The organism is Mycolicibacterium neoaurum (genome assembly GCF_036946495.1).
GTDB lineage: Bacteria > Actinomycetota > Actinomycetes > Mycobacteriales > Mycobacteriaceae > Mycobacterium > Mycobacterium neoaurum_B.
Map to the genome: position 1 here is coordinate 3,300,605 of NZ_JAQIIX010000002.1, position 25,307 is coordinate 3,325,911.

Annotated in this window: 25 protein-coding genes; 20 read left to right on the forward strand and 5 right to left on the reverse strand. The window is 68.1% G+C overall.

The window, feature by feature from the left end:
* The first annotated feature begins 19 nt into the window (after positions 1 to 19).
* Genes PGN27_RS21275 through manB form a run of 4 tightly spaced genes read left to right on the forward strand, consistent with a single transcriptional unit; the run spans position 20 to position 3,937 of the window.
* Positions 20 to 1,072, forward strand: a complete 1,053-nt coding sequence (locus PGN27_RS21275; protein WP_335327893.1) for a cellulase family glycosylhydrolase — start codon at positions 20 to 22, stop codon at positions 1,070 to 1,072.
* The gene (rfbD, locus tag PGN27_RS21280; RefSeq protein ID WP_335328810.1) at positions 1,069 to 1,935 is read left to right on the forward strand and encodes a dTDP-4-dehydrorhamnose reductase; all 867 of its coding nucleotides are present in this window, start codon (positions 1,069 to 1,071) and stop codon (positions 1,933 to 1,935) included. The genes PGN27_RS21275 and rfbD overlap by 4 nt, the downstream gene beginning before the upstream one ends.
* Before the next feature lie 25 nt (positions 1,936 to 1,960).
* Positions 1,961 to 2,854, forward strand: coding sequence for a glycosyltransferase family 2 protein (locus PGN27_RS21285; protein WP_335327894.1), 894 nt, complete (start codon positions 1,961 to 1,963; stop codon positions 2,852 to 2,854).
* Positions 2,855 to 2,857: 3 nt separating this feature from the next.
* On the forward strand, positions 2,858 to 3,937 hold the full coding sequence (gene manB, locus PGN27_RS21290; protein WP_335327895.1) for a mannose-1-phosphate guanylyltransferase ManB: 1,080 nt from the start codon (positions 2,858 to 2,860) through the stop codon (positions 3,935 to 3,937).
* Between the two features lie 19 nt (positions 3,938 to 3,956).
* Here manB and PGN27_RS21295 read toward each other — a convergent pair whose 3' ends face one another.
* The 3 genes from PGN27_RS21295 to cofD are packed head-to-tail and all read right to left on the reverse strand — an operon-like array spanning position 3,957 to position 6,861.
* The gene (locus PGN27_RS21295; protein WP_335327896.1) at positions 3,957 to 4,538 is read right to left on the reverse strand and encodes an NUDIX hydrolase; all 582 of its coding nucleotides are present in this window, start codon (positions 4,536 to 4,538) and stop codon (positions 3,957 to 3,959) included.
* Complete coding sequence (locus PGN27_RS21300) at positions 4,535 to 5,878, reverse strand: coenzyme F420-0:L-glutamate ligase (protein WP_335327897.1); 1,344 nt, start codon at positions 5,876 to 5,878, stop codon at positions 4,535 to 4,537. The genes PGN27_RS21295 and PGN27_RS21300 overlap by 4 nt, the downstream gene beginning before the upstream one ends.
* Positions 5,875 to 6,861 carry a 2-phospho-L-lactate transferase gene (gene cofD, locus PGN27_RS21305; RefSeq protein ID WP_335327898.1) on the reverse strand — a complete coding sequence of 329 codons (987 nt, stop codon included), beginning with the start codon at positions 6,859 to 6,861 and terminating at the stop codon, positions 5,875 to 5,877. The genes PGN27_RS21300 and cofD overlap by 4 nt, the downstream gene beginning before the upstream one ends.
* Before the next feature lie 465 nt (positions 6,862 to 7,326).
* Between cofD and PGN27_RS21310 the strand changes: the two genes are divergently transcribed.
* Positions 7,327 to 7,593: a WhiB family transcriptional regulator gene (locus tag PGN27_RS21310; RefSeq protein ID WP_191293506.1), complete on the forward strand. Its 267-nt coding sequence runs from the start codon at positions 7,327 to 7,329 to the stop codon at positions 7,591 to 7,593.
* Positions 7,594 to 7,602: 9 nt separating this feature from the next.
* Here PGN27_RS21310 and PGN27_RS21315 read toward each other — a convergent pair whose 3' ends face one another.
* Positions 7,603 to 8,025: a metallopeptidase family protein gene (locus tag PGN27_RS21315; protein ID WP_335328811.1), complete on the reverse strand. Its 423-nt coding sequence runs from the start codon at positions 8,023 to 8,025 to the stop codon at positions 7,603 to 7,605.
* 150 nt (positions 8,026 to 8,175) lie between these two features.
* Here PGN27_RS21315 and PGN27_RS21320 point away from each other — a divergent pair, with 150 nt between their 5' ends.
* The 8 genes from PGN27_RS21320 (at position 8,176) to alkX (ending at position 15,029) form a co-directional block, all read left to right on the forward strand.
* Entirely contained in the window at positions 8,176 to 8,601 is a 426-nt protein-coding gene (locus PGN27_RS21320) for a DUF3499 domain-containing protein (RefSeq protein ID WP_030134838.1), read from the forward strand.
* Positions 8,602 to 8,740: 139 nt separating this feature from the next.
* Positions 8,741 to 10,165, forward strand: a complete 1,425-nt coding sequence (locus tag PGN27_RS21325; RefSeq protein ID WP_335327899.1) for a phosphomannomutase/phosphoglucomutase — start codon at positions 8,741 to 8,743, stop codon at positions 10,163 to 10,165.
* Entirely contained in the window at positions 10,162 to 11,232 is a 1,071-nt protein-coding gene (locus tag PGN27_RS21330; protein ID WP_335327900.1) for a TobH protein, read from the forward strand. The genes PGN27_RS21325 and PGN27_RS21330 overlap by 4 nt, the downstream gene beginning before the upstream one ends.
* Before the next feature lie 4 nt (positions 11,233 to 11,236).
* Positions 11,237 to 12,481 carry a mannose-6-phosphate isomerase, class I gene (manA, locus tag PGN27_RS21335; protein WP_335327901.1) on the forward strand — a complete coding sequence of 415 codons (1,245 nt, stop codon included), beginning with the start codon at positions 11,237 to 11,239 and terminating at the stop codon, positions 12,479 to 12,481.
* Between the two features lie 213 nt (positions 12,482 to 12,694).
* On the forward strand, positions 12,695 to 13,933 hold the full coding sequence (locus PGN27_RS21340; protein WP_335327902.1) for an alkane 1-monooxygenase: 1,239 nt from the start codon (positions 12,695 to 12,697) through the stop codon (positions 13,931 to 13,933).
* 2 nt (positions 13,934 to 13,935) lie between these two features.
* The gene (locus PGN27_RS21345) at positions 13,936 to 14,097 is read left to right on the forward strand and encodes a rubredoxin (RefSeq protein WP_335327903.1); all 162 of its coding nucleotides are present in this window, start codon (positions 13,936 to 13,938) and stop codon (positions 14,095 to 14,097) included.
* A 78-nt stretch (positions 14,098 to 14,175) separates the two neighbouring features.
* Entirely contained in the window at positions 14,176 to 14,355 is a 180-nt protein-coding gene (locus PGN27_RS21350) for a rubredoxin (RefSeq protein ID WP_019514708.1), read from the forward strand.
* A 41-nt stretch (positions 14,356 to 14,396) separates the two neighbouring features.
* Positions 14,397 to 15,029 carry a TetR family transcriptional regulator AlkX gene (gene alkX, locus PGN27_RS21355; protein WP_335327904.1) on the forward strand — a complete coding sequence of 211 codons (633 nt, stop codon included), beginning with the start codon at positions 14,397 to 14,399 and terminating at the stop codon, positions 15,027 to 15,029.
* Here alkX and PGN27_RS21360 read toward each other — a convergent pair.
* Positions 15,007 to 16,266, reverse strand: coding sequence for an MFS transporter (locus PGN27_RS21360; RefSeq protein ID WP_335327905.1), 1,260 nt, complete (start codon positions 16,264 to 16,266; stop codon positions 15,007 to 15,009). The two genes, alkX and PGN27_RS21360, sit on opposite strands and share 23 nt — an antisense overlap.
* 286 nt (positions 16,267 to 16,552) lie before the next feature.
* Here PGN27_RS21360 and ahcY point away from each other — a divergent pair, with 286 nt between their 5' ends.
* The 7 genes from ahcY to lpqB all read left to right on the forward strand — a co-directional run bounded on the left by ahcY (position 16,553) and on the right by lpqB (position 25,276).
* Entirely contained in the window at positions 16,553 to 18,013 is a 1,461-nt protein-coding gene (ahcY, locus tag PGN27_RS21365) for an adenosylhomocysteinase (protein WP_335327906.1), read from the forward strand.
* Positions 18,014 to 18,248: 235 nt separating this feature from the next.
* Positions 18,249 to 19,508: a lipase family protein gene (locus PGN27_RS21370; protein WP_335328812.1), complete on the forward strand. Its 1,260-nt coding sequence runs from the start codon at positions 18,249 to 18,251 to the stop codon at positions 19,506 to 19,508.
* 41 nt (positions 19,509 to 19,549) lie between these two features.
* Positions 19,550 to 20,368 (forward strand): tetratricopeptide repeat protein, encoded by an 819-nt coding sequence (locus tag PGN27_RS21375; protein ID WP_335327907.1) that lies wholly within the window; start codon positions 19,550 to 19,552, stop codon positions 20,366 to 20,368.
* Positions 20,369 to 20,389: 21 nt separating this feature from the next.
* Positions 20,390 to 21,022, forward strand: coding sequence for a dTMP kinase (locus tag PGN27_RS21380; RefSeq protein WP_335327908.1), 633 nt, complete (start codon positions 20,390 to 20,392; stop codon positions 21,020 to 21,022).
* Between the two features lie 57 nt (positions 21,023 to 21,079).
* Positions 21,080 to 21,766, forward strand: coding sequence for a two-component system response regulator MtrA (gene mtrA, locus PGN27_RS21385; protein WP_019514701.1), 687 nt, complete (start codon positions 21,080 to 21,082; stop codon positions 21,764 to 21,766).
* Between the two features lie 67 nt (positions 21,767 to 21,833).
* The gene (mtrB, locus tag PGN27_RS21390; RefSeq protein ID WP_335327909.1) at positions 21,834 to 23,510 is read left to right on the forward strand and encodes an MtrAB system histidine kinase MtrB; all 1,677 of its coding nucleotides are present in this window, start codon (positions 21,834 to 21,836) and stop codon (positions 23,508 to 23,510) included.
* Positions 23,507 to 25,276, forward strand: a complete 1,770-nt coding sequence (lpqB, locus tag PGN27_RS21395; protein WP_335327910.1) for an MtrAB system accessory lipoprotein LpqB — start codon at positions 23,507 to 23,509, stop codon at positions 25,274 to 25,276. Before mtrB ends, lpqB begins: the two co-directional genes overlap by 4 nt.
* Positions 25,277 to 25,307 lie beyond the last annotated feature (31 nt).

Genomic DNA, 25,307 nt, shown 5'->3' on the forward strand with positions numbered 1-25,307 from the left:
GTCCGGTAAATTGACCGGCATGCGGAAAACTATGGGCAGGGTCTTCGGCCGTGCGGCGGTAATGGTCGCTCTGGTCGCATCGATGGTCGCGGTGAATCCGGCCACGGCCAGTGCGGTGGTGGCGCCGGCCGACGGGTACGGATTCGCCCAGGGCTACACCTGGGCCACCGGCAACCCGGCGGATTCCGCCCGCGAGATCGCCGCGGTCGGCAAGACCACGGCGACCTGGGTGCGGTTGCCGCTGGACTGGGGGATCGTCGGAACCGGCCCCGGCCAGTACAACTGGGGCTATTTCGACAACCTGGTCAACGCCGCCAGCGCCAACGGACTGCGGATCCTCGGTCTGATCTCCAACACCCCGTTCTGGGCCAGGACCGATGGCGCCCAGAAGTTGTTCCCGTCGGCACCGCCCAAGAACTACGGCGAATTCGGTGACTTCGCCGCGGCCGCCGCCAGTCGGTACGCGGGCCGGATCAATGCCTGGGAGATCTGGAACGAGCCGAACCTGCCGCTGTTCATGGGCTTCGCCGACAACAAGGCCGTCCGCTACACCGACATGCTCAAGGCCGCCTACCCGGCGATCAAGCGCGCCAATCCCGGTGCCACCGTGGTGGCCGCCGGTCTGAGCCCGCTCGCCGGACCCGATTCGCCCCCCGGATTCCTGCAGCAGATGTACGACGCAGGCGCCAAGGGGTCGTTCGACGCCGCCGCCGCCCATCCCTATGTGTTCCCCGGTGGGCTGGCCGCCGATAGCAACAACGGCTGGTCCGATGTGCTGCGCATGCATGACGTGATGGCCGCCAACGGTGACGGGGGCAAGAAGATCTGGTTGACCGAGATGGGTGCCTCCACCAGCGATATCCCCGGCGACGGTGTGAGCCAGCAGGAGCAGGCCAAGCAGATCGTCGATGTGCTCGGTGCCGCGGCCGCGGTCGGCTGGGCGGGCCCGGCCTTCATCCATGCCGTGCGTGACCTGGACACCGGTAACCGCAACGACCGGGAGGCCAACTACGGCGCGCTGCTGACCAGCGATTGGCAGCCCAAGGTGGCCGCCGGCGTGCTCGCCAAATAGCTCAGGTGACCGCCCGGATCGTCATCACCGGTGCGGGCGGGCAGGTCGGACGGTGTCTGGCCGGTGTGCTCACCGGTCAGGGTCGTGATCTGCTCGCCCTGACCTCCGCCCAGTGGGATATCACCGACCCGGCCGCCGGGCGTGACCTGCTGGTCGCCGGTGATGTCGTGGTCAACTGCGCGGCACTGACCGCCGTCGACATCGCCGAGGCCGACGAGTCCCGTGCCCACGCCGTGAATGCCGTGGGTGCCGGGCATGTCGCGCGGGCCTGCGCGGCCACCGGGGCGCGGCTGATCCACATCTCCACCGACTATGTGTTCGGTGGGGCCGATCAGGTCGGCGAACCGCGGCCGTTCGAGGTCGACGATCCGCCGGCTCCGGTCAGCGTCTACGGCCGTAGCAAGCTCGCCGGCGAGCAGCAGGTACACGCCGCGTTCCCGACCGCGCAGGTGGTGCGCACGGCCTGGGTGTACACCGGTACCGGTGCCGATTTCGTCGGCACCATGCGCAGATTGGCCGACGAGCGCGACACCGTCGACGTGGTGGCCGACCAGATCGGATCGCCGACCTATGTGGCCGATCTGGTCGATGCGCTACTGGTGTTGGCCGACGACCCGGATCCCCAGCCGGTGTGGCATATCGCGAACACCGGTCCGGTCAGCCGATACGAGTTGGCGAGGGCGGTGTTCGCAGGAATCGGCGCCGACCCGGACCGGGTGCGGCCGGTGACCACCGCCGAACATCCCCGTCCGGCACCGCGGCCCGGCTACTCGGCGCTGTCGACTGCCCGTTATGACGCTGACCACACACCGATGCGGTCCTGGCAGGACGCCCTGGCCGCCGCCTTGACGGCGCTGGGATAGAACCGGTTATCTACGAGCGTGCGCGATGAACTGGCTGGGCAGCGTGGCTGACGAACTCACCGTGGTGACGGTGACGTATTCACCGGGACCACATCTCGACCGTTTCCTGGCCTCGCTCGCACATGCCACCGAACGCCCGGTCACCGTCGTCATGGCCGACAACGGGTCCACCGACGGAGCGCCCGAGGAGGCCGAGCAGCGGTATCCGAATGCGGTGCTACTGCGGACCGGCGGCAATCTGGGCTACGGCACAGCCGTCAACCGCGCGGTGCAGAAGTACGTCACCGTCGGTGACTGGTTCATCGTGGCCAATCCGGATGTGCAGTGGGGACCGGGCAGCATCGACGAATTGTTCGCCGCCACCGAGCGCTGGCCCGATGCCGGTGCCCTCGGCCCCCTGATCCGGGACCCCGACGGCACGGTGTACCCGTCGGCGCGACATCAGCCGAGCCTGATCCGCGGCGGAATGCACGCCGTGGTCGGGCCGGTGTGGAAGACGAATCCGTGGACGGCGGCCTATCGGCAGGACCGGCTTGAGCCAAGCGAACGGACCGTCGGATGGCTCTCCGGTGCGTGTCTGTTGTTGCGCCGCAGCGCATTCGACGCGATCAACGGGTTCGACGAGCGGTACTTCATGTACATGGAGGATGTGGACCTGGGGGACCGGCTGGCGTTGGCCGGATACCGGAACGTCTACGTCCCGACCGCTGAGATCCTGCACGACAAGGGACATTCCACCGGTCGCGACCCCGCACGCAATCTGGCCGCACATCATCGCAGCACCTACACTTTCCTCGCCGATCGACATCCGCGGTGGTGGCAGGCCCCGCTACGGTGGACCATCAAGGGTGCGCTGGCGACCCGAGCCGGCCTGGTGGTCCGGAATTCTCGACGTAAGCAGGCGAAAGGACGGCACTGAGCAATGGTCAATCCCGCGGAGGTCGACGCCGTCATCCTGGTCGGTGGCCAGGGCACTCGGCTGCGGCCGCTGACGCTGTCCGCGCCCAAACCCATGCTGCCGACCGCCGGTCTGCCCTTCCTGACCCATCTGCTCTCGCGTATCGCCGCGTCCGGCATCCGGCATGTGGTGCTCGGTACTTCCTACAAGGCCGAGGTGTTCGAGGCCGCGTTCGGCGACGGATCGAAGCTGGGACTTGAGATCGAGTACGTCGTCGAGGAGGAGGCGCTGGGCACCGGCGGCGGCATCGCCAACGTCGCGGGCAAGCTGCGACATGACACCGCGCTGGTGTTCAACGGCGATGTGCTCTCCGGTGCCGATCTGGGGGCGCTGTTGACCTGCCACACCGAGCACGATGCCGATGTGACACTGCATCTGGTGCGCGTCAGCGATCCGCGTGCTTTCGGCTGTGTGCCCACCGACGAGAACCAGCGGGTGACGGCCTTCCTGGAGAAGACCCAGGATCCGCCGACCGATCAGATCAACGCCGGGTGTTATGTGTTCCGGCGCAGCGTGATCGACGAGATTCCGAAGGGCAGGATGCTCTCGGTCGAGCGCGAGGTGTTCCCGACCCTGCTGGCCGAGGGCCGCAAGGTGTGTGGCTACGTCGACTCCAGCTACTGGCGCGACATGGGGACCCCCGACGACTTCGTCCGCGGCTCAGCGGATCTGGTGCGCGGTATCGCACCGTCGCCCGCGCTGCGGGGTCAGCGCGGTGAATTCCTCATCCACGACGGCGCGGCGGTGGCGCCGGGGGCATTGCTCATCGGTGGCACCGTCATCGGCCGGGGCGCCGAGATCGGCGCGGGCGCGCGCTTGGACGGCGCGGTGATCTTCGACGGTGTACGGGTCGAGGCCGGTGCGGTGATCGAACGTTCCATCATCGGTTTCGGCGCCCGCGTCGGACCGCGCGCGCTGATCCGCGACGGGGTCATCGGTGACGGTGCCGATATCGGGGCACGGTGTGAACTGTTGCGCGGTGCGCGGGTATGGCCCGGTGTGACGATCCCTGACGGCGGTATCCGCTACTCGACCGACGTCTGAGGTCCCGGCTTCGCCGACGCTACGGGTTCTGCGGTGTGGTCGCCTTCTCGGCGCCCGTGGTCTCGGCGAGCCGGTGATGCGCTGCCCCCGCCAGTGCGTCCAGCGACGGGTCACCCTGCGGCATGGCCTCCAGCGGCCACCAGCGCAGATCCAGTGATTCGTCGCTGCGGGTGATCTCGGCACCTGCCGGTGCGTGCACCACGAACTGCAGATCCAGGTGCCGGGTGGGCACGCCGAGCGAGCAGGTGAGCGGATGCACGTGTATCGCAACGAGTTCCGGGTCGATGCGCAGCCCGGCGATACCCGATTCCTCGGTCGCCTCGCGCAGCGCGGCGGCCACGATATCGGGATCATCGTCCTCGCAGTGTCCGCCCAGTTGCAGCCACCGGCCCACCCGGGGGTGCAGTGTCAGCAGGGCGTGCGTGCCGCTGTGGTCGAGCACCAGCGCCGAGGCGGTGATATGCCCGGGGACGCAGGATCGCCGGCAGGCGTCGGGACGGGCAAGCACGAACGCCAGCACCGCGTGCCGAAGCGCGTCCTGTCCGGCTTCGGGTGCCTGCCAGTCGGTCAGTGCCTCGACAACCGAGGTGTGCAGGCTCATCGCCGGATGAGCAGGCCGTCGGTGGACGCCGGCTCGCGTGCCGGCTGCGGCTCGGCCGGATAGCCGATCGCGATGGCCCCCAACGGTTCCCAATCCTCGGGTGTGGCGAGCTCGCGGCGGGCGATATCGGGGGCGAAGATCGTCGAACCGACCCAGCAGCTGCCGATCTGGCGAACCGCCAACGCCACCAACAGAGCTTGCACCGCAGCCCCGGCGGCCACCGTGAACATCGTGTGTTCGGCGGCGCTGCGATGCGCGTCGGGGTAGCTGTGCGCGCCGTCGGGCACCATGAACGGGATGACCAGTTCCGGTGCGTCGTAGAGCAACCGGCCCCGGTCGGCGCGGCGCGCGGCGTCCTCGGGGGAGCGGCCGTCGCCGATGAGATCGGCTTCCCAGCGCGCCCGCATCGCGTCGAGCAACCGGATACGCGTCGGGCGGTCGCGCACCCAGACGAAGCGCACCGGGCGGGTGTGGTGCGGCGCGGGCGCGGTCAGCGCCTCGGCGACGGCGGCCTCGACGAGGGTGGGCGGCACCGCCGCGGTGTCGAACGCGCGAACCGACCTGCGCAACAGCTGCGCCTGGTGGCGGCCGAGTTCGATGGCCTCGGAGGTGCCGAGCCAGAACAGGTCATCCTGCCCGCTGCGCACCAGGGTGCGGCCCGTGGAGCCGTCGTCGTGCACGGTCAGCCCGCGGACCACCGCCGCTGGAATCCCGGTGAGCTTTCCCTTGACCAGGTCTGCCGCGGCGGCGAGTTCGTCGGCCACCGCAATCTCGGTCACCACCAACTCGTTACCGTGCACGTCGTGGGCGCCGGCGTAACCGTGCAGCACCGTCAGTCCGGCGGCCCCGATGGCGACATCGGTCTGCCCGTTGCGCCAGGCGCGGCCCATGGTGTCGGTCACCACGACACCCACCCGTACGCCGAGGCGCTGGGCCAGGCCCTCGCGCAGGGCGGCGGCGCTGGCGTCGGGATCCACCGGGAGCAGCGCCAATTCGGCGGCATCGACATTCGAGCCGTCCACCCCGGCGGCGGCCTGGATCAGCCCGATCGCGTTCTCGGTGATCAGGGTTTTGCCCTTGCGGGCAAGTACCCGAACGGCCTCGTCGTCGATGAGCTTGCGACGCAATGCATCCCGTTGATCGGGATCGGTGGGCGCCGGCACGATGCGGCCCTCGGCCTTGGACAGCACCTTGCTGGTGATGACGAGCACGTCGTCATCGCGCAACCACGGCGCGGCCCCGGCCACGGTCGCGGCCACATCGTCACCGGGGCGGAACTCGCCGAGACCGGTGACCGGGATGATCTCGAGGGCGCCCGCGCTGCCGTGTTCGGCACTCACAGCGTCAGCCCGGCCAGATCCAGACCGGCGCGCACCATCTCGGCGGTGACGGCGGGCTCGGACATCAACAGCGGCGCCTGGGCGACGGTGACACCCTCGATCTGGGCGCTGTCACCCTGATCGATCAACCAGCCGTCGAGGATGCCGACGCCGCTGCGTGCACCGTAGTGCCGTCCCACGGCTTCGGAGGACGATTCGACACCGATCACCGAGAGACATTCGTCGGCCATGCCGCGCAACGGCTTTCCGGCGATGATGGGGGAGTAGCCGATCACCGGGGCCGCGGTGGAACGCAGCGCGGCGCGGATGCCGCCCACGGTGAGGATGGAGCCGATGCTGACCACCGGGTTGGACGGCGCGACCAAGACGATGTCGGCGCCGGTGATCGCCTCGGCCACACCGGGTGCGGCCGTTGCCTTGTCCGACCCCACGAACGCGAAACTGTGCGTCTGCACCTTGGCGCGGTAGCGGACCCACCACTCCTGGAAATGGATGGCCTTGCGCTCACCTTGCGCGTCGGTGATCACCACATGGGTCTCGCTGCGGTCGTCGCTGGCCGGCAGCAACGCCGCGCCGGGTTGCCATCGTGCGCACAGCGCCTCGGTCACCTGGGACAGCGGGTAGCCCGCCCGCAGCATCTGGGTGCGCACCAGATGGGTGGCCAGATCGCGGTCGCCGAGCCCGAACCAATCGGGCTGCACGCCATAGGCGGCCAGTTCCTCCTTGGCATGCCAGGTTTCGTCGCGGTGGCCCCAGCCGCGTTCGGGATCGATGCCGCCGCCGAGGGTGTACATGCACGTATCGAGGTCCGGACAGATGCGGACGCCGAACATCCAGGCATCGTCGCCGACGTTGACCACCGCCGTCACCTCGTGCACCGGCGTGCCGGTGGGGTCGGCAAACTGGCCCAGCCGCAACAGATGCTGGACCCCGAGCAGGAACCGGGCGCCGCCCACGCCGCCCACCAGAACGGTGACCTTCACGACCTCAGACCCTAGGCCAGTGGGCCCGCCGCGTCGTCGCCACCCGGGGTGTGGCGAACACGCCGGAGCATGGACACGCCGGATCTACGTCACGGGATGGTATGAAAACTAGCCATTCCGCTTGACCGAGACAGCTAACAAGTGTCTAATCACATCAGTGTCATTCCTGGTTCGCCGCCGGTTGCGGTGGCGCAGACCGAAATTCGATCACCTGTTCGAATGGAGTGGCCGGACATCACAATAGTGATAGCTGGGGTAGTGCTGGTGGGGTTTGCGTTTTCACGATCCGGCAGGGGCTCCACCCGTGGGGAAACATACAAGTAGGTGAGGAGGCGGAACATGTCTTTTGAGCAGGTCGATCTCGACCGCGTGCTCCGGTTCGACAACCGGATGCTCGGTTCAGTGGGCAGCACACCGCACACCGCTGCCGGTCCGGAATCCAACGATGTGATCGCACGTCCGCAGCTGAGCCTGGTCTCCGACCGCGCCGAACTCGCTGCGCCGTCCGACGAAGATGATCAATGGCAGGAGCGCGGCCTCTGCGCGCAGACCGATCCCGAGGCGTTCTTCCCCGAGAAGGGCGGCTCCACCCGCGAAGCCAAGCGCATCTGCCAGGGCTGCGAGGTTCGTGACCGCTGCTTGGAGTACGCCCTGGCCAACGACGAACGTTTCGGCATCTGGGGCGGCCTGTCCGAGCGTGAGCGCCGGCGCCTCAAGCGCGGCATCATCTGACGTTCGCCCTCAGGCGTCGTCGGCCGGTGCGTCGATGACGTCGGGATCTACTCCCAGATAGGTGGCCACCTGCGCCACCAGAACTTCGTGAAGCAAGTCGGCGAGTTCGTCGTTGTCCTTGGCGCGGCGTTCGATCGGCTTGCGGAACAACACAATTCGTGCCCGCGTGGAGTTACCGCGGACATCGACTCCCGCCGGGATCAGTCGAGCGAGGGCAATCGGCCCGTCGGCGACGACCTCGGGCGGCCACTGCACGCTGTCGGGATCCTTCGGTGCGATGCGGGGAATCTCGTCGACGGCGACGTCCAGCGTCGCGACCCGACTGTGCCACCGGCGTTCGATCGGTTCGTAGGCTTCCAGCACCGCCATGTCGAAGCGCTCGGCCCGGCTGCGCCAGCCGGGGACGGTCGGGGGCAACAACGGCCCGCGCATTCCACGTCCACGGCGTGATCCCCGATGGTTGCGCTGCGCCACGGCAGTGATGGTAACGGTTGATCATCATGCGATAACGGTTGGAGATCGGCCGACGGTCGCGCGCGTGTCCGGACGCCCCAGGCGGGCCCGCACGATAATCTTCGGGGCGTGAACGTTCCCCGTCGCTGCTGCAGGCCCGGGTGCCCGCACTACGCCGTGGCGACGCTGACCTTCGTCTATTCGGACTCGACAGCGGTCGTCGGGCCGTTGGCCACCGTCTCCGAGCCACATTCCTGGGATCTGTGCGTCGTGCACGCCGGCCGCATCACCGCCCCGCGTGGGTGGGAACTCGTGCGCCACGCCGGACCGCTGCCGGCCAACCCCGACGAGGACGATCTCGTCGCGCTCGCCGATGCGGTCCGCGAGGGACGCGAGGGAATGGCGTCCACGGTCAACGGTGTCACCGCAGGATTCTCCGATCCCACCACCGGTATGCCCGGGGGAGCGCTGATGGCGCCGCCGGTGCGTCGACCGGAACCCAATGGTCGTCGACGCGGCCATCTGCGGGTTCTCCCGGATCCGCCGTCGGAATAGCCGGGATCGCGCCGGCCGGAGAGATCCGCTGTGCGCTCTGGAGGCGGGACCCGCCGCAGCGCTGGGGGCAAGCCACTAGGCTGGCTGGCAGAGCTGTCCCTTCAGATATTCCCCGTCGACCGAGAGAGCGAGGAGAGCCATGTCTCGGCCCGCTGAGGCTGTCCACGCCGTCATCAAGGCCTACGACGTGCGGGGGCTGGTCGGAGAACAGATCGACGAGGGATTCGTCCGCGATGTCGGCGGTGCGTTCGCCCGGCTGGTCCGCGACGAGGGCGATCAGTCGGTGGACACGGTGGTGATCGGGCACGATATGCGCGCCAGTTCGCCCGCCCTGTCGGACGCGTTCGCCGAGGGGGTGACCGCCCAGGGCCTCGACGTGGTGCGGATCGGCCTGGCATCGACCGATCAGCTCTATTTCGCCTCCGGCCTGCTGGACTGCCCCGGTGCGATGTTCACCGCCAGCCACAACCCGGCCGCCTACAACGGCATCAAATTGTGCCGTGCCGGGGCAAAGCCGGTGGGGCGCGAGACCGGCCTGGCCACCGTCGCCCAAGAGGTGATCGACGGTGTGCCCGCCCACGACGGTGCCGCCGGCACCATCACCGACCGCGATGTGCTGGCCGAGTACGGCGATTTCCTGCGCTCGCTGGTCGACCTCGCGGCGTTGCGCCCGCTGCGGGTGGCCGTCGATGCGGGCAATGGCATGGGCGGGCATACGACCCCCGCCGTGCTGGAGGCCATCCCCGGGATCACGGTGCTGCCGCTGTATTTCGAACTCGACGGAACGTTCCCCAACCATGAGGCCAATCCGCTGGACCCGGCCAACCTGGTGGATCTGCAGAAGCATGTGCTGGACACGAGTGCCGATATCGGGCTGGCCTTCGACGGTGACGCCGACCGCTGTTTCGTCGTCGACGAGCTGGGCAGGCCGGTGTCGCCCTCTGCGGTCACCGCATTGGTGGCCGGTCGCGAACTCGGCAGGGAGATCGGCGCCACGATCATCCACAACCTCATCACCTCGCGCGCGGTGCCCGAACTGATCACCGAACGCGGTGGCACGGCAGTGCGTTCGCGCGTCGGCCATTCCTATATCAAGGCGCTGATGGCCGAGACGGGAGCCATCTTCGGCGGGGAGCATTCCGCGCACTACTACTTCCGTGATTTCTGGGGCGCCGACTCCGGCATGCTGGCGGCGCTGCACGTACTGGCCGCCCTCGGCGAGCAGCAGCGTCCGCTCTCGGAGCTGATGGCCGACTATCAGCGCTACGAGTCCTCCGGGGAGATCAACTTCACCGTCACCGACGCCCCGGCCACCGTCGACGCCGTGCTGACCGCCTTCGGCAGCCGGACCCAGTCCCTGGATCACCTGGACGGGGTGACGGTGGATCTCGGTGCGGGCCGCTGGTTCAACCTGCGCACCTCCAACACCGAGCCGTTGTTGCGGCTCAACGTGGAGGCACGTACCACCGACGAGGTGGCCGAGGTGGTGGACGAGGTGGCTGCGCTGATCGCGGCGCAGGCCGATGACGGTGGTCGGCCGCAGGCCAGTGAGCCGGCACCATGACCGCCCAGGCCGCCACCATTGACCTCGACGATGTCGAGGGACTGCTGGCCGCCGACCGGGACGGATTGTTGCGGGCGGCCGCGATGGCCGGTGCGCAGGTGCGCGCCATGGCGGCCGCGGTGGGCGAGGGCGCACTCGACGAGGTACGTGCCGATGGTCTCGCACGCACGCTGATCTGGGTGTCCGACGGCGGGCCGGCCCGTGCGGCGGGCACGATGCTCGCGGCCGCGCTGGCCGGTGTCACGTCGGTACCGATCGTGGTGGCCGCCGAGGTTCCGCCGTGGACGGGCGCGCTGGATGTGGTGGTGGTCGCGGGAGCCGACGCCGGGGACCCGGTGCTGGTATCGGCCGCGGCGACGGGTGTGCGCCGCGGTGCGCGGGTGGTGCTGGTGGCTCCGAACGAGGGTCCGCTGCGCGAGGCCACCGCGGGCCGGGCCGCCGTCCTGGCTCCGCGGCTGGCGGTTCCGGAGGACTTCTCGTCGACCCGATATCTGGCCGCCGGCGCGGCGATCCTCGCGGTCCTCGACCGGGGCCTACAGGTCGACATCGACGCACTCGCCGACGAACTCGACGCCGAGGCGTTGCGCAACAGCGCCGGACGTGAGCTGTTCACCAACCCGGCCAAGACGCTGGCCGACCGGTTGACCGGACGTGAGGTCGTGTTGGCAGGCGACAGTGCGGCGACGGTGGCGCTGGCCCAGCACAGTGCGACGGTATTGCTGAAGGTGGCGAGCCAGGTGGTCGCCGCGGTCGGGCTGACCGATGCCCTCGGCGCGCTGGCCCGCCTCAACGCCGCCCCGGTGGACTACGAGACGGCACTGTTCCATGACGAGGAGCTCGACGGTCCGCTGCCCGCGCGGGTGCGCACCGTCGTGCTGACCTCCGATGCGCAGCGTCCGGCCGTGGTGGCGCGCACCGAGGGCTTCCCCGATCTCGACGTCGTCAGCGCCGATGACGTTCCCGACGCCGCGCCGTCGGCCGTCGGCAACCGTCCCGAGCAGCAACTGGCGATGGTGGCGGTGCGGTTGGAGATGACGGCCGTGTACCTGCGATTGGCGCGAGGTTGACAGCGTGAACCTGCTCCGTGGAGCCATCCGTAAGTATGCCTGGGGATCGCGGACCGCGATCGCCGAATTCACCGGAAGGCCAAGTCCGACAGCCCATCCCGAGGCCGAGCTGTGGTTGGGTGCGCATCCTGGTGATCCCGCGCACTGTGCGACCGAGGCCGGTGAGCTCTCGCTGTTGGAGATGATCACCGCCGACCCGGACGGTCAGCTCGGTGGCCGTACGCGGTCCCGGTTCGGTGACACGCTGCCGTTCCTGGCCAAGGTGCTCGCCGCCGACGAGCCGCTGTCACTGCAGGCGCACCCGAGCGCCCAGCAGGCCGTCCAGGGCTTCGAACTGGAAAACCACCTCGGCATCCCGGTCAACGCGCCGACGCGCAACTACCGAGACCGCAGCCACAAACCCGAGATCATCATCGCGCTGGGCACGTTCGAGGCGTTGGCCGGTTTCCGCCCGGCCGCCAGGACCGCGGAGTTCATGCGCGCCCTTGCGGTGCCCGCGCTGGATCCGTTCATCACCCTGCTCAAGGACCAGTCCGATGCCGACGGTCTGCGCGCGCTGTTCACCACCTGGATCACGTTCCCGCAGCCCGATCTCGACGTGCTCGTTCCCTCGGTGCTCGACGGGGCCATCAGCTACCTGCGCTCCGGTGCGACCGACTTCCATGCCGAGGCCAAGACGATCCTGGAACTGGGCGAGCGGTATCCCGGTGACGCCGGGGTGCTGGCGGCGATGCTGCTGAACCGGATCACCTTGGCCGAGGGAGAGGCGATCTATCTCCCGGCCGGTAACCTACATGCCTATCTGCACGGTATCGGTTTCGAAGTGATGGCCAACTCCGACAACGTATTACGCGGTGGGCTGACGCCCAAACACGTCGACGTGCCCGAACTGCTCCGGGTGCTGGACTTCACGCCCACCGACGATGCGCCGATCCTGCCGCGGGTCGCGCTGGACGGCCTGGAACTGGTCTATGACACCCCGGCCACCGAATTCGCGGTCTCGGTGCTGCGGTTGGACGGTGATCGGCTGGGTCGTGAGATCGACGTCCCTGCCGAGCACGAGGGCCCACAGATCCTGCTGTGCATCGACGGGACCGTACGCGTGCACGCCGAGTCCGGCTCCGGCTCCGACTCCGAGGCCGTCACGCTGTCCCGCGGTGCCTCGGCCTGGATCGCTGCCGATGACGGCCCGGTGCGGTTGTCCGCCGACGAGCCGGCCCGACTGTTCCGGGTGACCGTCGGTATCTGACGCGCCGGCGCGTGCACCGCCGGCAGTCGGTCGGTAGGTCTATCAACTCCACGTAGGCCGTATTCGGCATGCCCGGACGGGCTGGGATGGGACAGTCGCGGCCGACGCACACCCTCTCGTTTGTACAAAATTGGGTAATTTGTATAGACGTCCGACAAAATGCGATCTATAGTCAAGTTCGCACGTGACAGTCCTCACAGAGGGGTAGGGCAGATGACATCGCAGATCGACCACGGGGCGATCGACGTCCCCGCGACCGAATGGCGTGACCGCAAGCGGTACCTGTGGCTGATGGGGCTGATCGCCCCGACGGCCCTGTTCGTGATGCTGCCGCTGGTGTGGGCCTTCAACAATCTCGGCTGGCACATCGCGGCACAGGTCCCGTTCTGGGTCGGTCCGCTGCTGGTCTACGGGCTGTTGCCGATCTTGGACCGCTTCTTCGGTCCCGACGGGCAGAATCCGCCCGACGAGGTCATGGAACGGCTGGAGAACGACAAGTACTACCGCTACTGCACCTATGCCTACATTCCGTGCCAGTACGCCAGCGTCATCTTCGGCGCATACCTGTTCACGGCGACCGACCTGAGTTGGCTGGGCTTCGACGGTGGCCTGGGGTGGCCGGCGAAGATCGGGCTGGCCCTGTCGGTCGGTGTGCTCGGCGGCGTCGGCATCAACACCGCCCACGAGATGGGCCACAAGAAGGACTCGCTGGAGCGCTGGCTGTCCAAGATCACCCTCGCGCAGACCGGATACGGGCACTTCTACATCGAGCACAACCGTGGCCACCACGTTCGCGTCGCCACCCCGGAGGACCCGGCCTCGGCGCGGTTCGGTGAGACCTTCTGGGAGTTCCTGCCGCGCAGCGTGTGGGGCAGTCTCAAGTCCTCCTGGGAGTTGGAGGCCAAACGGCTGGAGCGTGCCGGAAAGTCGAAGTGGCACTGGTCGAATGATGTGCTGAACGCCTGGGCGATGTCGGTGGTGTTCTACGGCGCCCTGTTGGCGATCTTCGGTCTCGGGTTGATCCCGTACATCCTGATCTCGGCGATCTACGGTTTCGCCTTGCTGGAGACGGTCAATTACCTGGAGCACTATGGTCTGCTGCGGCAGAAGCTGGAGTCCGGCCGCTACGAACGGTGCGCTCCGGCGCATAGCTGGAACTCCGACCACATCGTGACCAACCTGTTCCTCTATCACCTGCAGCGGCACAGCGATCACCACGCCAACCCCACCCGCCGCTACCAGACGCTGCGCAGCATGGACGGCGCGCCGAACCTGCCCAGCGGGTACGCCTCGATGATCGGGCTGACCTACTTCCCGCCGTTGTGGCGCAAGGTGATGGACCACCGGGTACTGGCCCACTATGACGGGGACATCACCCGGGCCAACATCCATCCGCGCAGGCGCGCTCACGTGCTCGCCAAGTATGGGACCGGCGACGAGCAGGGGGCTTGAGCGTGAGCGCCTACCGTTGCCCGGGTTGCGACTTCATCTACGACGAGGCCAAAGGTGCACCGCGCGAAGGGTTTCCGGCAGGAACCAGTTGGGACGCGGTACCCGACGACTGGACCTGTCCGGACTGTGCGGTCCGCGAGAAGGTCGATTTCGAAACAGTGTGAAGCTGACTCTGCGCTCACGGCGCGAAAGGACGAGAAGCCGCCACCGTGAGCGCAGAGTCGACTGGGAAAGGGAATGACATGGACTACAAACTGTTCGTCTGCGTGCAATGCGGATTCGAGTACGACGAGGCCAAGGGTTGGCCCGAGGACGGGATCGCGCCGGGCACCCGCTGGGAGGACATCCCCGAGGACTGGAGCTGCCCGGACTGCGGTGCGGCCAAGTCCGATTTCGACATGGTGGAGATCGCCCGGCCGTGACGGCCGCAACGGATCGGCGCGAAAGTTATAGGGTCGCGGTCATGAACGCACCGCGGTCCGGCGCCACCCGCGTGCCGTATGCGGAGGCATCGCGGGTGCTGCTGCGCGATTCGATCCTCGACGGCATGCGCGAGATGCTGCTGGTGCGTGATTGGTCCTCGATCACGCTCACCGATGTGGCACGGGCGGCAGGCATCAGCAGGCAGACCATCTACAACGAGTTCGGCTCACGACAGGGGCTGGCGCAGGGCTACGCGCTGCGTCTTGCCGACCGTCTGGTCAATGCCGTCGATGCGGCCATCGCCAACAACATCGGCCAGGTGTACGAGGCGTTCCTGGAGGGTTTCCGGGCCTTCTTCTTGGAGTCCGCCTCCGACCCGCTGGTCATCTCGCTGCTCAGCGGCGAGGCCAAACCCGATCTGCTGCAGATCATCACGACCGACAGCGGGCCCATCATCACCCGTTGCTCGCAGCGGCTGACCGCCACCTTCCAGAACAGCTGGATCAAGGCCACCGACGAGGACGCCGGGGTGCTCGCCCGCGCGATCGTCCGACTGGCGATGAGCTACGTGTCGATGCCGCCGGAAGCCGATCATGACGTCGCCCGCGACCTGGCCCGCCTGATGTCCCCGTTCGCCGAGCGTTATGGCGTCATCGATCCGGGACCGCAGTGACACTGTCGAGGCCTTCCCGGTCCGGCCGCACGATGAGCCTGCGGTAGCGCAGGAACAATGCGATCGCGGTCACCGCGATCAATCCGCTGAGCAGGTGTGAGGCGTGATAGCCGCGCGCGGACACCACGGCCCCGGCGATCACGTTGCTCAACGACGCACCCACGCCCTGCACCGTCATCACCGCAGCGAATCCGACGTTGAACCGCCCCGTGCCTGCCAATAGGCGCTCGACGGCGACCGGGGTCACGATGCCGACCAGCCCGGCCCCGACCCCGTCGAGGATCTGCACCGGGAAGATCGTCCAGAAACCGGGCAGGGTGCCGGCGATGAGGCCGCGGATCGGCAAGGCGCACAGACCGATCAGCAGCACCGTGGACAACCCGAAGCGCCGGATCGCTGCCGGCGCCGCCACCGCGGCGGCGATCATCGACAGCTGTGCCACCCCGGTGATGATCGCCGTGGTGCGGAACGGAGTGTCCAATTCGATGGCGAAATCCTGGGCGATCAGCCGGCTCATCGGCGCATTGCCGAAGTGGAACATCAACAGCACCAGCGCCAACACCACCAGCCCCGGCGTCGCCACCAAGGTCCGCAGGCCCGACGGACGGTCGCCGGTGTCGGCCTCGGCCAGGCCGCGGGCGGTGTCGTGGTCGATATCGGCGGGGGAGACGCACAAGGCGGCGAGCACCGCCCCGGCGGCGGTCACCAGCATCAGGCCGATGATCGCTTGTTCGCCGTAGAGCGAGACCAGGACGAAGACCGCGGTCAACGAGGCCACGTTGCCGACATGGTTCCAGAACTCGTTGCGGGCGACCTGCCTGCCGAACACCCGTTCCCCGACCAGCCCCAGCGTCAGGCCCATCATCGCCGGACCGATGACGGCACCCACGACCGCCGTACCGACCTGGCCGACCCACACGATCGGTCCGGTCGGAACGATCAACGTCAGCAACGCCACCGCGGTCACCACGATCACCGGGCCGGCAACCAGTGCGCGTTTGCGCCGGGATCCGTCGACCAGCGCCCCGAACAGCGGTGTCACCACCAGCCCGATCACCCCACCCGTGGTGGCGATCGCCCCGAGCGCCACCGATGACCAGCCGCGAGTGGCGAGAAAGGCGTCCAGGAACGGCCCGAGGCCGTCGCGGGCGTCGGCGAGGAAGAAGTTCAGCACGGCCAGCGATATCAGCGAGCGGCGCACGGTGCCGTCGTCTCCGGAGGCCGGGTGAGCACGCATGGTCGACCTCCCGCTCTGTCCTGAACGCGAGCGGCTTGGTACCCCGGCGCGGATCCGCCGAAACCGGATCCGGGACCGCCGGCGGATCCGCGCACGGGGGACGAGGTTGGACGGCGGCGTTTTCGGCTACGGTGTAAGGCGATACCCCGTAGCTGGCAGAGCGCCATCTGATGCGTTGGCCCTGTCCCGCGAGCCCGCAGGCTACGGGTTTCGGCATGGCCCGCGCCGTATCGTGCAGGCCTGCCTCCAGTGATGACGAACGATACAAAAGGGGCTCTGACCACTTATGACTGCGTTGACCGCCGATGTCCGCAACGGCATCGACTACAAGGTCGCCGACCTTTCGCTCGCCGATTTCGGCCGCAAGGAGATCCGTCTGGCCGAGCACGAGATGCCCGGTCTGATGGAACTGCGCCGCGAGTACCACGACGTGCAGCCGCTCAAGGGCGCGCGCATCTCCGGCTCCCTGCACATGACCGTGCAGACCGCCGTGCTGATCGAGACGCTGGTGGCGCTCGGTGCTGAGGTTCGCTGGGCGAGCTGCAACATCTTCTCCACCCAGGACCACGCCGCCGCCGCGATCGTCGTCGGTCCGCACGGCACCGTCGAGGAGCCCAAGGGCACCCCCGTCTTCGCCTGGAAGGGCGAGACGCTGGAGGAGTACTGGTGGGCCGCCGAGCAGATGCTGACCTGGCCGGGTGAGCCCGCCAACATGATCCTCGACGACGGTGGCGACGCCACCATGATGGTGCTGCGCGGCGCGCAGTACGAGAAGGCCGGCGTGGTCCCGCCCGCCGAAGAGGACGACTCGGCCGAGTGGAAGGTCTTCCTGGGAGTGCTGCGTGAGCGCTTCGAGACCGAGAAGGACAAGTGGACCAAGATCGCCGAGTCGGTCCAGGGCGTCACCGAGGAGACCACCACCGGCGTGCTGCGCCTGTACCAGTTCGCCGCCGCAGGTGAGCTGGCGTTTCCGGCGATCAACGTCAACGACTCGGTCACCAAGAGCAAGTTCGACAACAAGTACGGCACCCGCCACTCGCTGGTCGACGGCATCAACCGCGGCACCGACGCCCTGATCGGCGGCAAGAAGGTCCTGATCTGCGGTTACGGCGATGTCGGTAAGGGCTGCGCGGAGTCGCTGGCCGGCCAGGGCGCCCGCGTCCAGGTCACCGAGATCGACCCGATCAATGCCCTGCAGGCGCTGATGGACGGCTATGACGTGGTGACCGTCGAGCAGGCGATCGGCGATGCCGACATCGTCATCACCTCGACCGGTAACAAGGACATCATCACCCTCGACCACATGAAGGCGATGAAGGATCACTCGATCCTGGGCAACATCGGCCACTTCGACAACGAGATCGACATGGCCGCCCTTGAGCGCTCGGGTGCCACCCGTATCAACATCAAGCCGCAGGTCGACGAGTGGACCTTCGGTGACTCGGGCAAGTCGATCATCGTGCTGAGCGAGGGCCGTCTGCTCAACCTGGGTAACGCCACCGGGCACCCCTCGTTCGTGATGAGCAACAGCTTCTCCAACCAGGTCATCGCGCAGATCGAACTGTGGACCAAGAACGACCAGTACGACAACGAGGTCTACCGGCTGGCCAAGCACCTCGACGAGAAGGTCGCCAAGATCCACGTCGAGGCACTGGGCGGCACGCTGACCAAGCTGACCAAGGATCAGGCCGAGTACATCGGTGTCGACGTCGAGGGTCCGTACAAGCCGGAGCACTACCGGTACTGACCCGCTCGACCCATGTGAGTAGCAGCAGACGCCGCGACGGCCGCACGTGCCGTCGCGGCGTCGCGCTGTCCGGGTCATTTGCCGCCACGGAGCGGGTCGGCGCACGCAGTCGGCGTTACATTTGGACCGCCGGACGAAACGTAACGAATCCGTGGTCAATCGGCGACTGCTTTGTTACTGTCCGGTAGTGATTCGGGCCGGGGCGCTATTCTTCGTCATCTCCTTCGGGGTTGTCATCGGTTGTCTGACAAGTGGATTGGCCCATGCCGACGACTGGTATCCGTACTACAACGAGGACGAATACACCGCCTTCTACACGCCACCGAATCCGTTGCCTGATGTACCGCCGGGTGCGCTCGTGCGCACCGAACCGTCTCGGCTGGTGTTGGAGCCGTCCGGCCAGCTCGGCCATATCATGGCCAACGGCACCCGCATCATGTACCGCAGCACCGACGGACGCGGGAACCCCGATGTGGTGACCGGCACCTACTTCGAACCCTGGGCGCCGTGGCCCGGCAGGGGTCCGCGCCCGCTGATCGTCTACGGCCCCGGCACCCAGGGTCAGGGTGACCAATGCGCGCCGTCGCGCGGCTTCAACCAGGGCATCCACTGGTCGCCGTATCTGGACTTCACGTTCAACTACGAGGAGATGTTCGTCGCGACCATGGTCGCGCGTGGCTTCGCCATCGTGATGACCGATTACGAGGGTCTCGGCACCATCGGGGTCACCCACACCTACGTCAACCGGCTGTCCCAGGGCCAGGCGATGCTCGACGCGGCGCGGGCGGCACAAGCGCTGCCCGGCACCTCCTTGCCGCCCGACGGCCCCGTCGCGTTCTGGGGTTACTCCCAGGGTGGTGGCGCGGCGGCCTCGGCGGCCGAACTGGCCTCGGCCTACGCCCCCGAACTCGATATCGTGGGCACCTACGCCGGAGCGCCGCCGGCCGATCTGGCGGCGTTGATCCCGTTCGCCGACGGCAGCGCGCTGGTCGGGGTGATCGGCTACGCGCTCAACAGCGTGTTCCAGACCTACCCGGAGGTGGAGGCCAAGATTCGTGGTCTGCTCACCCCGCGGGGCATGGACTTCGTCGACAAGACCAGGGATCAGTGCGTTCCCGAGACGCTGACGAAGTTCATGTTCCGGCATCTGCAGCCCTACTTCAACGGCCCGATCGACGTCCTGCTGACCGATCCCCAGTTCCGCGGGCTGCTCGACCTGCAGAAGCTGGGCACGCTGAAACCCGATGCGCCCGTGATGATCAACCACAACCGGTTCGATCCGCTGGTGCCGTACGCGCCGTCGGTCCAGCTCGGCAAGGACTGGTGCGCCAAGGGGGCGGACGTAGAGTTCCGCACCAACGAGCAACCGCCGTTCCTCAACAAGGCCGTCGTCAACCATGCGCTGCCGATGCTCGTCGACGGCGAACCCGCGATGCAATGGATCGCCGACCGCTTCAACGGGGTGCCGACCAGACCCAACTGCGGCCAGTTCTAGGGTCGATCGGAGACCGGAAGCCGGACACCGCAGGGGGGACAGTGGCCGACGATATCGCCGCCAGGGGCGGGCAGGCGTTGACGCTCTACGGTCAGGGTCGGGTGCAGGAGGCGCTGACACTGGCCTGGCAGACCGCCGCGGCCCATCCCGATTCACCGCTGGCGCAGTACACATACGCCAGCCTGCTGCGCGAGGCCGCTCGGCCTGCCGAGGCGCTGGACGTCGTCGATCACGCGCTGCGGCTGTACCCGGAGTCGGCGGATGCCTGGGTGTTGCGCGGTGACCTGCAGCAGCAGGTGTCCGGGCTCGCCGCCGCCGAACCCGACTACCTGCAGGCACTGCGGATCGATCCCGGACATGGGCTGGCCGTCCACAATCTGGCCGTCAGCCGGTTGCGGTGGGGGACCAACACCGCGGCGTTGCGTGGCCTGCTGCAGGCCATGCGGATGGATCCGGAGCTGACACAGACGGCACTGGGCAATATCGGGCTGGCCATCACCCGCGTGCTGCGGATGGCGACGGCGGCCACAGTTCTGTTGGCCGCGGCGATGTTCGCCGTCTTCATACTGCACGATCAGGGCCAATCCACCGTCCTGGCAAGGGTTTTCACCGTAGTCCTGGCCGCGCCGCCGATCGCCGCGCTGTACTGGGTGTGGCGGATGGTGCCGATGCCGGTGCTGCGGTCGGTGACGACGGGCCGCATCGTCATGGTGCTGCGGCTGATCTTTCTCGTGCTGGCGGGTGCCTGCGGTTTGGTGGTCGCGGTGCTCGGCGCGACCGGGCTGACCACCGTCGCGCCCGCATTGCTGTTGTTCGCGATGGTGGGGCTGACGATCCTCGGATGGGTGTCCGGCCGATAGCGCGTCGGCTACGCTCGCCGCGTGCTCATCGTGATCGAGGGCCTCGACGGCGCAGGCAAGCGGACGTTGACCGAGGGTCTACGCGCGGCGTTCGAGACCGAAGGCAGGTCCGTGGCCACCCTGGCCTTCCCGCGGTACGGCGAGTCGATCCATGCCGATCTGGCCGCGGAGGCCCTGCACGGCGGACACGGCGACCTTGCCGAGTCGGTCTATGCGATGGCGATGTTGTTCGCGCTGGACCGCTCGGGGGCGGCCGCCGACATCCGGCGACTACTCGCTGAACACGATGTGCTGATCCTGGACCGCTATGTCGCCTCCAACGCCGCCTACAGCGCCGCCCGACTACACCAAGATGGCGATGGTGACGTGGTCGAGTGGGTCGGCGATCTCGAGTACGGGCGGTTCGGGTTGCCCGCCCCGGATCATCAAGTGCTGCTCGATGTTCCCGTCGAACTGGCCGCTGAGCGTGCCGTCAGCCGCGCGGCCGCCGACGCCGACCGCGTGCGTGATGCCTATGAGCGCGACGGCGGACTGCAGCAGCGCACCGGCGCGGTGTACGCGCAGTTGGCCGCCGCGGGCTGGGGCGGGGAATGGATCGTCGTCGGAGCCGATGTCGAGGCGGCGGTGCTGGCGGCGGGCATGTCGGCGGGCTGAGGTTCACCGCGCGGCACCCCGCGTGGCACCCCGGTTTTGTCGCCTTGTGGTGACACCATGGTCACCATGAGGCAACGGATCCTGGTCGTCGACGACGACCCGTCACTGGCCGAGATGCTCACCATCGTCCTGCGCAACGAGGGTTTCGACACCGCCGTCATCGGTGACGGCAGCCAGGCGCTCACCGCCGTGCGTGAGCTCCGTCCCGATCTGGTCCTGCTGGACCTCATGCTGCCCGGCATGAACGGTATCGACGTGTGCCGGGTGCTGCGCTCGGACTCGGGTGTGCCGATCGTGATGCTGACGGCCAAGACCGACACCGTGGACGTGGTGCTGGGTCTGGAATCCGGCGCCGACGACTACGTCATGAAGCCGTTCAAGCCCAAGGAACTGGTCGCCAGGGTGCGGGCCCGGTTGCGCCGCAACGATGATGAGCCCGCCGAGATGTTGTCGATCGCCGATATCGACATCGACGTGCCCGCCCACAAGGTCACCCGCAACGGTGAGCAGATCTCGCTGACCCCGCTGGAGTTCGACCTGTTGGTGGCGCTGGCCCGCAAACCGCGCCAGGTGTTCACCCGCGATGTGCTGCTCGAACAGGTCTGGGGTTACCGGCATCCCGCCGACACCCGGCTGGTCAACGTGCACGTGCAGCGGTTGCGCGCCAAGGTCGAGACCGACCCGGAGAACCCGCAGGTGGTGCTGACCGTTCGAGGGGTGGGATACAAGGCCGGCCCGCCGTGACGGGTGACGGCACCGCCGTCGCGATCACTGACGGTCCCGCCGTCGTGACGACCGAACGGCACCATTCGTGATCTTCGGCTCCAGACGTCGGGTCCGCAGCCGATTTCGGGGGCCGTCCCCGGTGTGGCGCGGGCTCGGCGCGCTCGGTCGCGCCGTCAGCTTCGCTTGGCGTCGGTCACTGCAGCTGCGGGTCGTCTCGCTGACGCTGGGGTTGTCCCTGGCCGTCATCATGGTCCTCGGCTTCGTGCTCACCAGCCAGATCACCGATCGCATCCTGGAAGTCAAGGTGCGGGCGGCCACCGAGGAGATCGAGCGCGCCCGCGACACCGTCAGCGGCATCGTCAGCGGTGAGGAAACCCGGTCGCTGGACAGTAGCCTGCAGCTGGCCCGCAACACCCTGATCGATCGTAAGGCGGATGCCGGACCCGGCCTCGCCGGTGCGTACGACGCGGTGCTCGTCGTCCCCGGTGACGGTCCGCGCGCGGCCACCGCGGCGGGGCCGGTGCAGCAGATTCCCACCGCATTGCGGGATTTCGTGCAGGCGGGCCAGGTCAGCTATCAGTACGCGGGTGTGCACACCGACGGGTTCTCCGGGCCCGCCCTCATCGTCGGCAGCCCGGGCGCCTCGGCGCGGTCGACGGTGACCAACCTTGAGCTGTATCTGATCTTCCCGCTGAGCAACGAGGAATCGACCATCGCTCTGGTGCGCGGCACCATGGCCACCGGCGGCATCGTGCTGCTCGGACTGCTGGCCGCCATCGCGCTGCTGGTCGCCCGGCAGATCGTGTTGCCGGTGCGGTCGGCCTCACGCATCGCCGAACGGTTCGCCGAAGGTCACCTGACCGAGCGGATGCCGGTGCGCGGTGAGGACGATATGGCTCGGCTGGCGGTCTCCTTCAACGATATGGCCGAAAGCCTGTCGCGCCAGATCACCCAGCTCGAAGAGTTCGGTAATCTGCAGCGCCGCTTCACCTCCGATGTCAGCCATGAGCTGCGCACCCCGCTCACCACCGTCCGGATGGCCGCCGATCTGATCCACGATCACAGTGACGAGCTGGACCCCGCGCTGCGGCGGTCCACCGAGCTGATGGTCAACGAACTGGACCGGTTCGAGACGCTGCTGGCCGACCTGCTGGAGATCTCCCGCCACGATGCGGGCGTGGCCGAACTGGCGGTCGAGGCGGTCGATCTGCGCGCCACCGTGCAGAGCGCATTGGACAACGTCGGGCATTTGGCGGCCGACGCCGCGGTGCAGCTGGACGTCGACATGCCCGCCGACGGGGTCATCGCCGAGGTCGACCCCCGCCGGGTCGAACGCATCCTGCGCAACCTCATCGCCAACGCCATCGACCACGCCGAACGCAAACCCGTCGAGATCCGGATGGCCGCCGACGAGGACACCGTCGCCGTCACCGTCCGCGATCACGGTGTCGGGCTGCGCCCCGGCGAAGAGAAACTGGTGTTCAGTCGGTTCTGGCGGTCCGACCCGTCGCGGGTACGCCGCTCCGGGGGTACCGGACTCGGGCTCGCCATCAGCATCGAGGACGCCCGGTTGCACCAGGGACGACTGGAGGCCTGGGGTGAGCCCGGCAACGGTGCCTGTTTCCGGTTGACCCTGCCGCTGGTGCGCGGTCACAAGGTGACCACCAGCCCGCTGCCGCTCAAACCCGTCAATGTCGCGGCAAGGGCCAAGGACACCGCAGCCGAGCGAGGTAGGCGTGATCGCGAATCGGAGGGCGTATGACCCGCGTCCTGGTGATGCTGAGCCTGCTCGTCACCGCAGCCCTGCTGGTCTCGGGATGTGCCGGGGTGCCGAGTTCGTCTGCGCCGCAGGCGATCGGCACCGTCGACCGCCCGGCACCACCGCGGTTACCGACACCATCGCCCGGCATGGAACCCGATGTGCTGCTCCGCGAGTTCCTCAAGGCCACTGCCGATCCCGCCAACCGGCACCTGGCCGCACGGCAGTTCCTCACCGAATCCGCCTCGCGCAATTGGGATGACGCAGGCAGCGCGCTACTGATCGACCGGGTGGTGTTCACCGAGACGCGCCGCCCGGACCGGGTGTCGGTCACCATGGCGGCCGATATCCTCGGATCGCTCTCCGATGTCGGGGTGTTCGAGACCGCCGAGGGCGCGCTGCCCGACCCCGGGCCCATCGAACTGGTGCAGACGCCCGGCGGGTGGCGTATCGACAGGCTGCCCAACGGGGTCTTCCTGGACTGGCAGCAGTTTCAGCAGACCTACCGGCGCAACACGCTGTACTTCACCGACCCCACCGGGAACACGGTGGTGCCCGACCCGCGCTACGTCGCGGTGTCGGACTCCGATCAGCTCGCCACCGAACTGATGTCGAAGATGATCACCGGGCCGCGACCGGAGATGGCGCACACGGTGCGCAACCTGCTCGCCGCGCCGCTGCGCTTGCGCGGGCCGGTCACCAGGGCCGACGGCAGCAAGACCGGGGTGGGTCGAGGCTACGGCGGCGCCCGCATCGATCTGGAGAACCTGTCCACCACCGACCCGCACACCCGCCAACTACTCGCCGCGCAGATCATCTGGACGTTGGCGCGGGCCGGGATCAACGGTCCCTATGTCATCAACGCCGACGGCGCGGCCCTGGACGACCGATTCGCCCAGGGCTGGGACACCGCCGATGTCGCGGCCAGTGATCCCGGCGCGGCCGACGGCGCGGGGGCCGGACTGCACGCCCTCGTCGGCGGCTCACTGGTCTACCTCGACGGCCAACGCGCACCGCGGGTGCCGGGGCCGTTCGGGCAGCTGCGCGACCAGACCGCCGCGGCCCTGTCGCGCAGCGGCCAGCAGGTGGCCTCGGTGGTGGTGTTGCGCCGCGATGCCCCCGACATGGCGTCCTCGCTGTGGATCGGTCCGGTCGGCGGGGATGCCGCGCAGGCGCTCGACGGCCGCTCGCTGACCCGACCGACCTGGTCGCTGGACGAGGCCATCTGGGTCGTCGTCGACGGTGTCAACGTCGTGCGGGTCCTCCAGGAGGCCGCCTCCGGACAGCCTGCGCGCATCCCGGTCGATTCCACCGCCGTGGCGACCAAGTTCCCCGGCGCCATCGCCGAACTGCAGCTCTCCCGCGACGGCACCCGCGCGGCCATGGTGATCAACGGACAGGTGATCCTGGCCGGGGTGGAACAGACCCCCGGCGGGGGATACGCGCTGACCTACCCGCGACGGTTGGGTTTCGGGCTGCGTGACACCGCGGTGTCGCTGTCCTGGCGGACCGGCGATGACATCGTCGTCACCCGCACCGATGCCGCGCACCCGGTGTCCTATGTGAATCTCGACGGCGTGAACTCCGACGGGCCCAATGGCAATCTGGCCGTGCCCATGTCGGTGGTCGCGGCCAATCCGTCCACCGTCTACGTGGCCGATCGCCGAGGGATCCTCCAGCTCTCCGGGTCGGCAGCCGACAACGACCTGACCTGGTCGGAGGTCGGGCCGCTGATGGTCACCGGCGCGGTGCCCGTGCTGCCCGGATAGGTTGGCCCGGTTGCCGGGCCCGGGTTGTCGG

Bases quoted from the DNA above. Each gene is read 5' to 3' on its own strand.
- manB (WP_335327895.1), top strand. From the start codon at position 2,858: ATGGTCAATCCCGCGGAGGTCGACGCCGTCATCCTGGTCGGTGGCCAG.
- PGN27_RS21295 (WP_335327896.1), bottom strand. From the start codon at position 4,538: ATGAGCCTGCACACCTCGGTTGTCGAGGCACTGACCGACTGGCAGGCA.
- PGN27_RS21360 (WP_335327905.1), bottom strand. From the start codon at position 16,266: ATGCGTGCTCACCCGGCCTCCGGAGACGACGGCACCGTGCGCCGCTCG.
- PGN27_RS21350 (WP_019514708.1), top strand. From the start codon at position 14,176: ATGGACTACAAACTGTTCGTCTGCGTGCAATGCGGATTCGAGTACGAC.
- PGN27_RS21275 (WP_335327893.1), top strand. From the start codon at position 20: ATGCGGAAAACTATGGGCAGGGTCTTCGGCCGTGCGGCGGTAATGGTC.
- ahcY (WP_335327906.1), top strand. From the start codon at position 16,553: ATGACTGCGTTGACCGCCGATGTCCGCAACGGCATCGACTACAAGGTC.
- PGN27_RS21340 (WP_335327902.1), top strand. From the start codon at position 12,695: ATGACATCGCAGATCGACCACGGGGCGATCGACGTCCCCGCGACCGAA.
- mtrA (WP_019514701.1), top strand. From the start codon at position 21,080: ATGGTCACCATGAGGCAACGGATCCTGGTCGTCGACGACGACCCGTCA.
- PGN27_RS21315 (WP_335328811.1), bottom strand. From the start codon at position 8,025: ATGCGCGGGCCGTTGTTGCCCCCGACCGTCCCCGGCTGGCGCAGCCGG.
- alkX (WP_335327904.1), top strand. From the start codon at position 14,397: ATGAACGCACCGCGGTCCGGCGCCACCCGCGTGCCGTATGCGGAGGCA.
- PGN27_RS21330 (WP_335327900.1), top strand. From the start codon at position 10,162: ATGACCGCCCAGGCCGCCACCATTGACCTCGACGATGTCGAGGGACTG.
- PGN27_RS21325 (WP_335327899.1), top strand. From the start codon at position 8,741: ATGTCTCGGCCCGCTGAGGCTGTCCACGCCGTCATCAAGGCCTACGAC.
- PGN27_RS21285 (WP_335327894.1), top strand. From the start codon at position 1,961: ATGAACTGGCTGGGCAGCGTGGCTGACGAACTCACCGTGGTGACGGTG.
- lpqB (WP_335327910.1), top strand. From the start codon at position 23,507: ATGACCCGCGTCCTGGTGATGCTGAGCCTGCTCGTCACCGCAGCCCTG.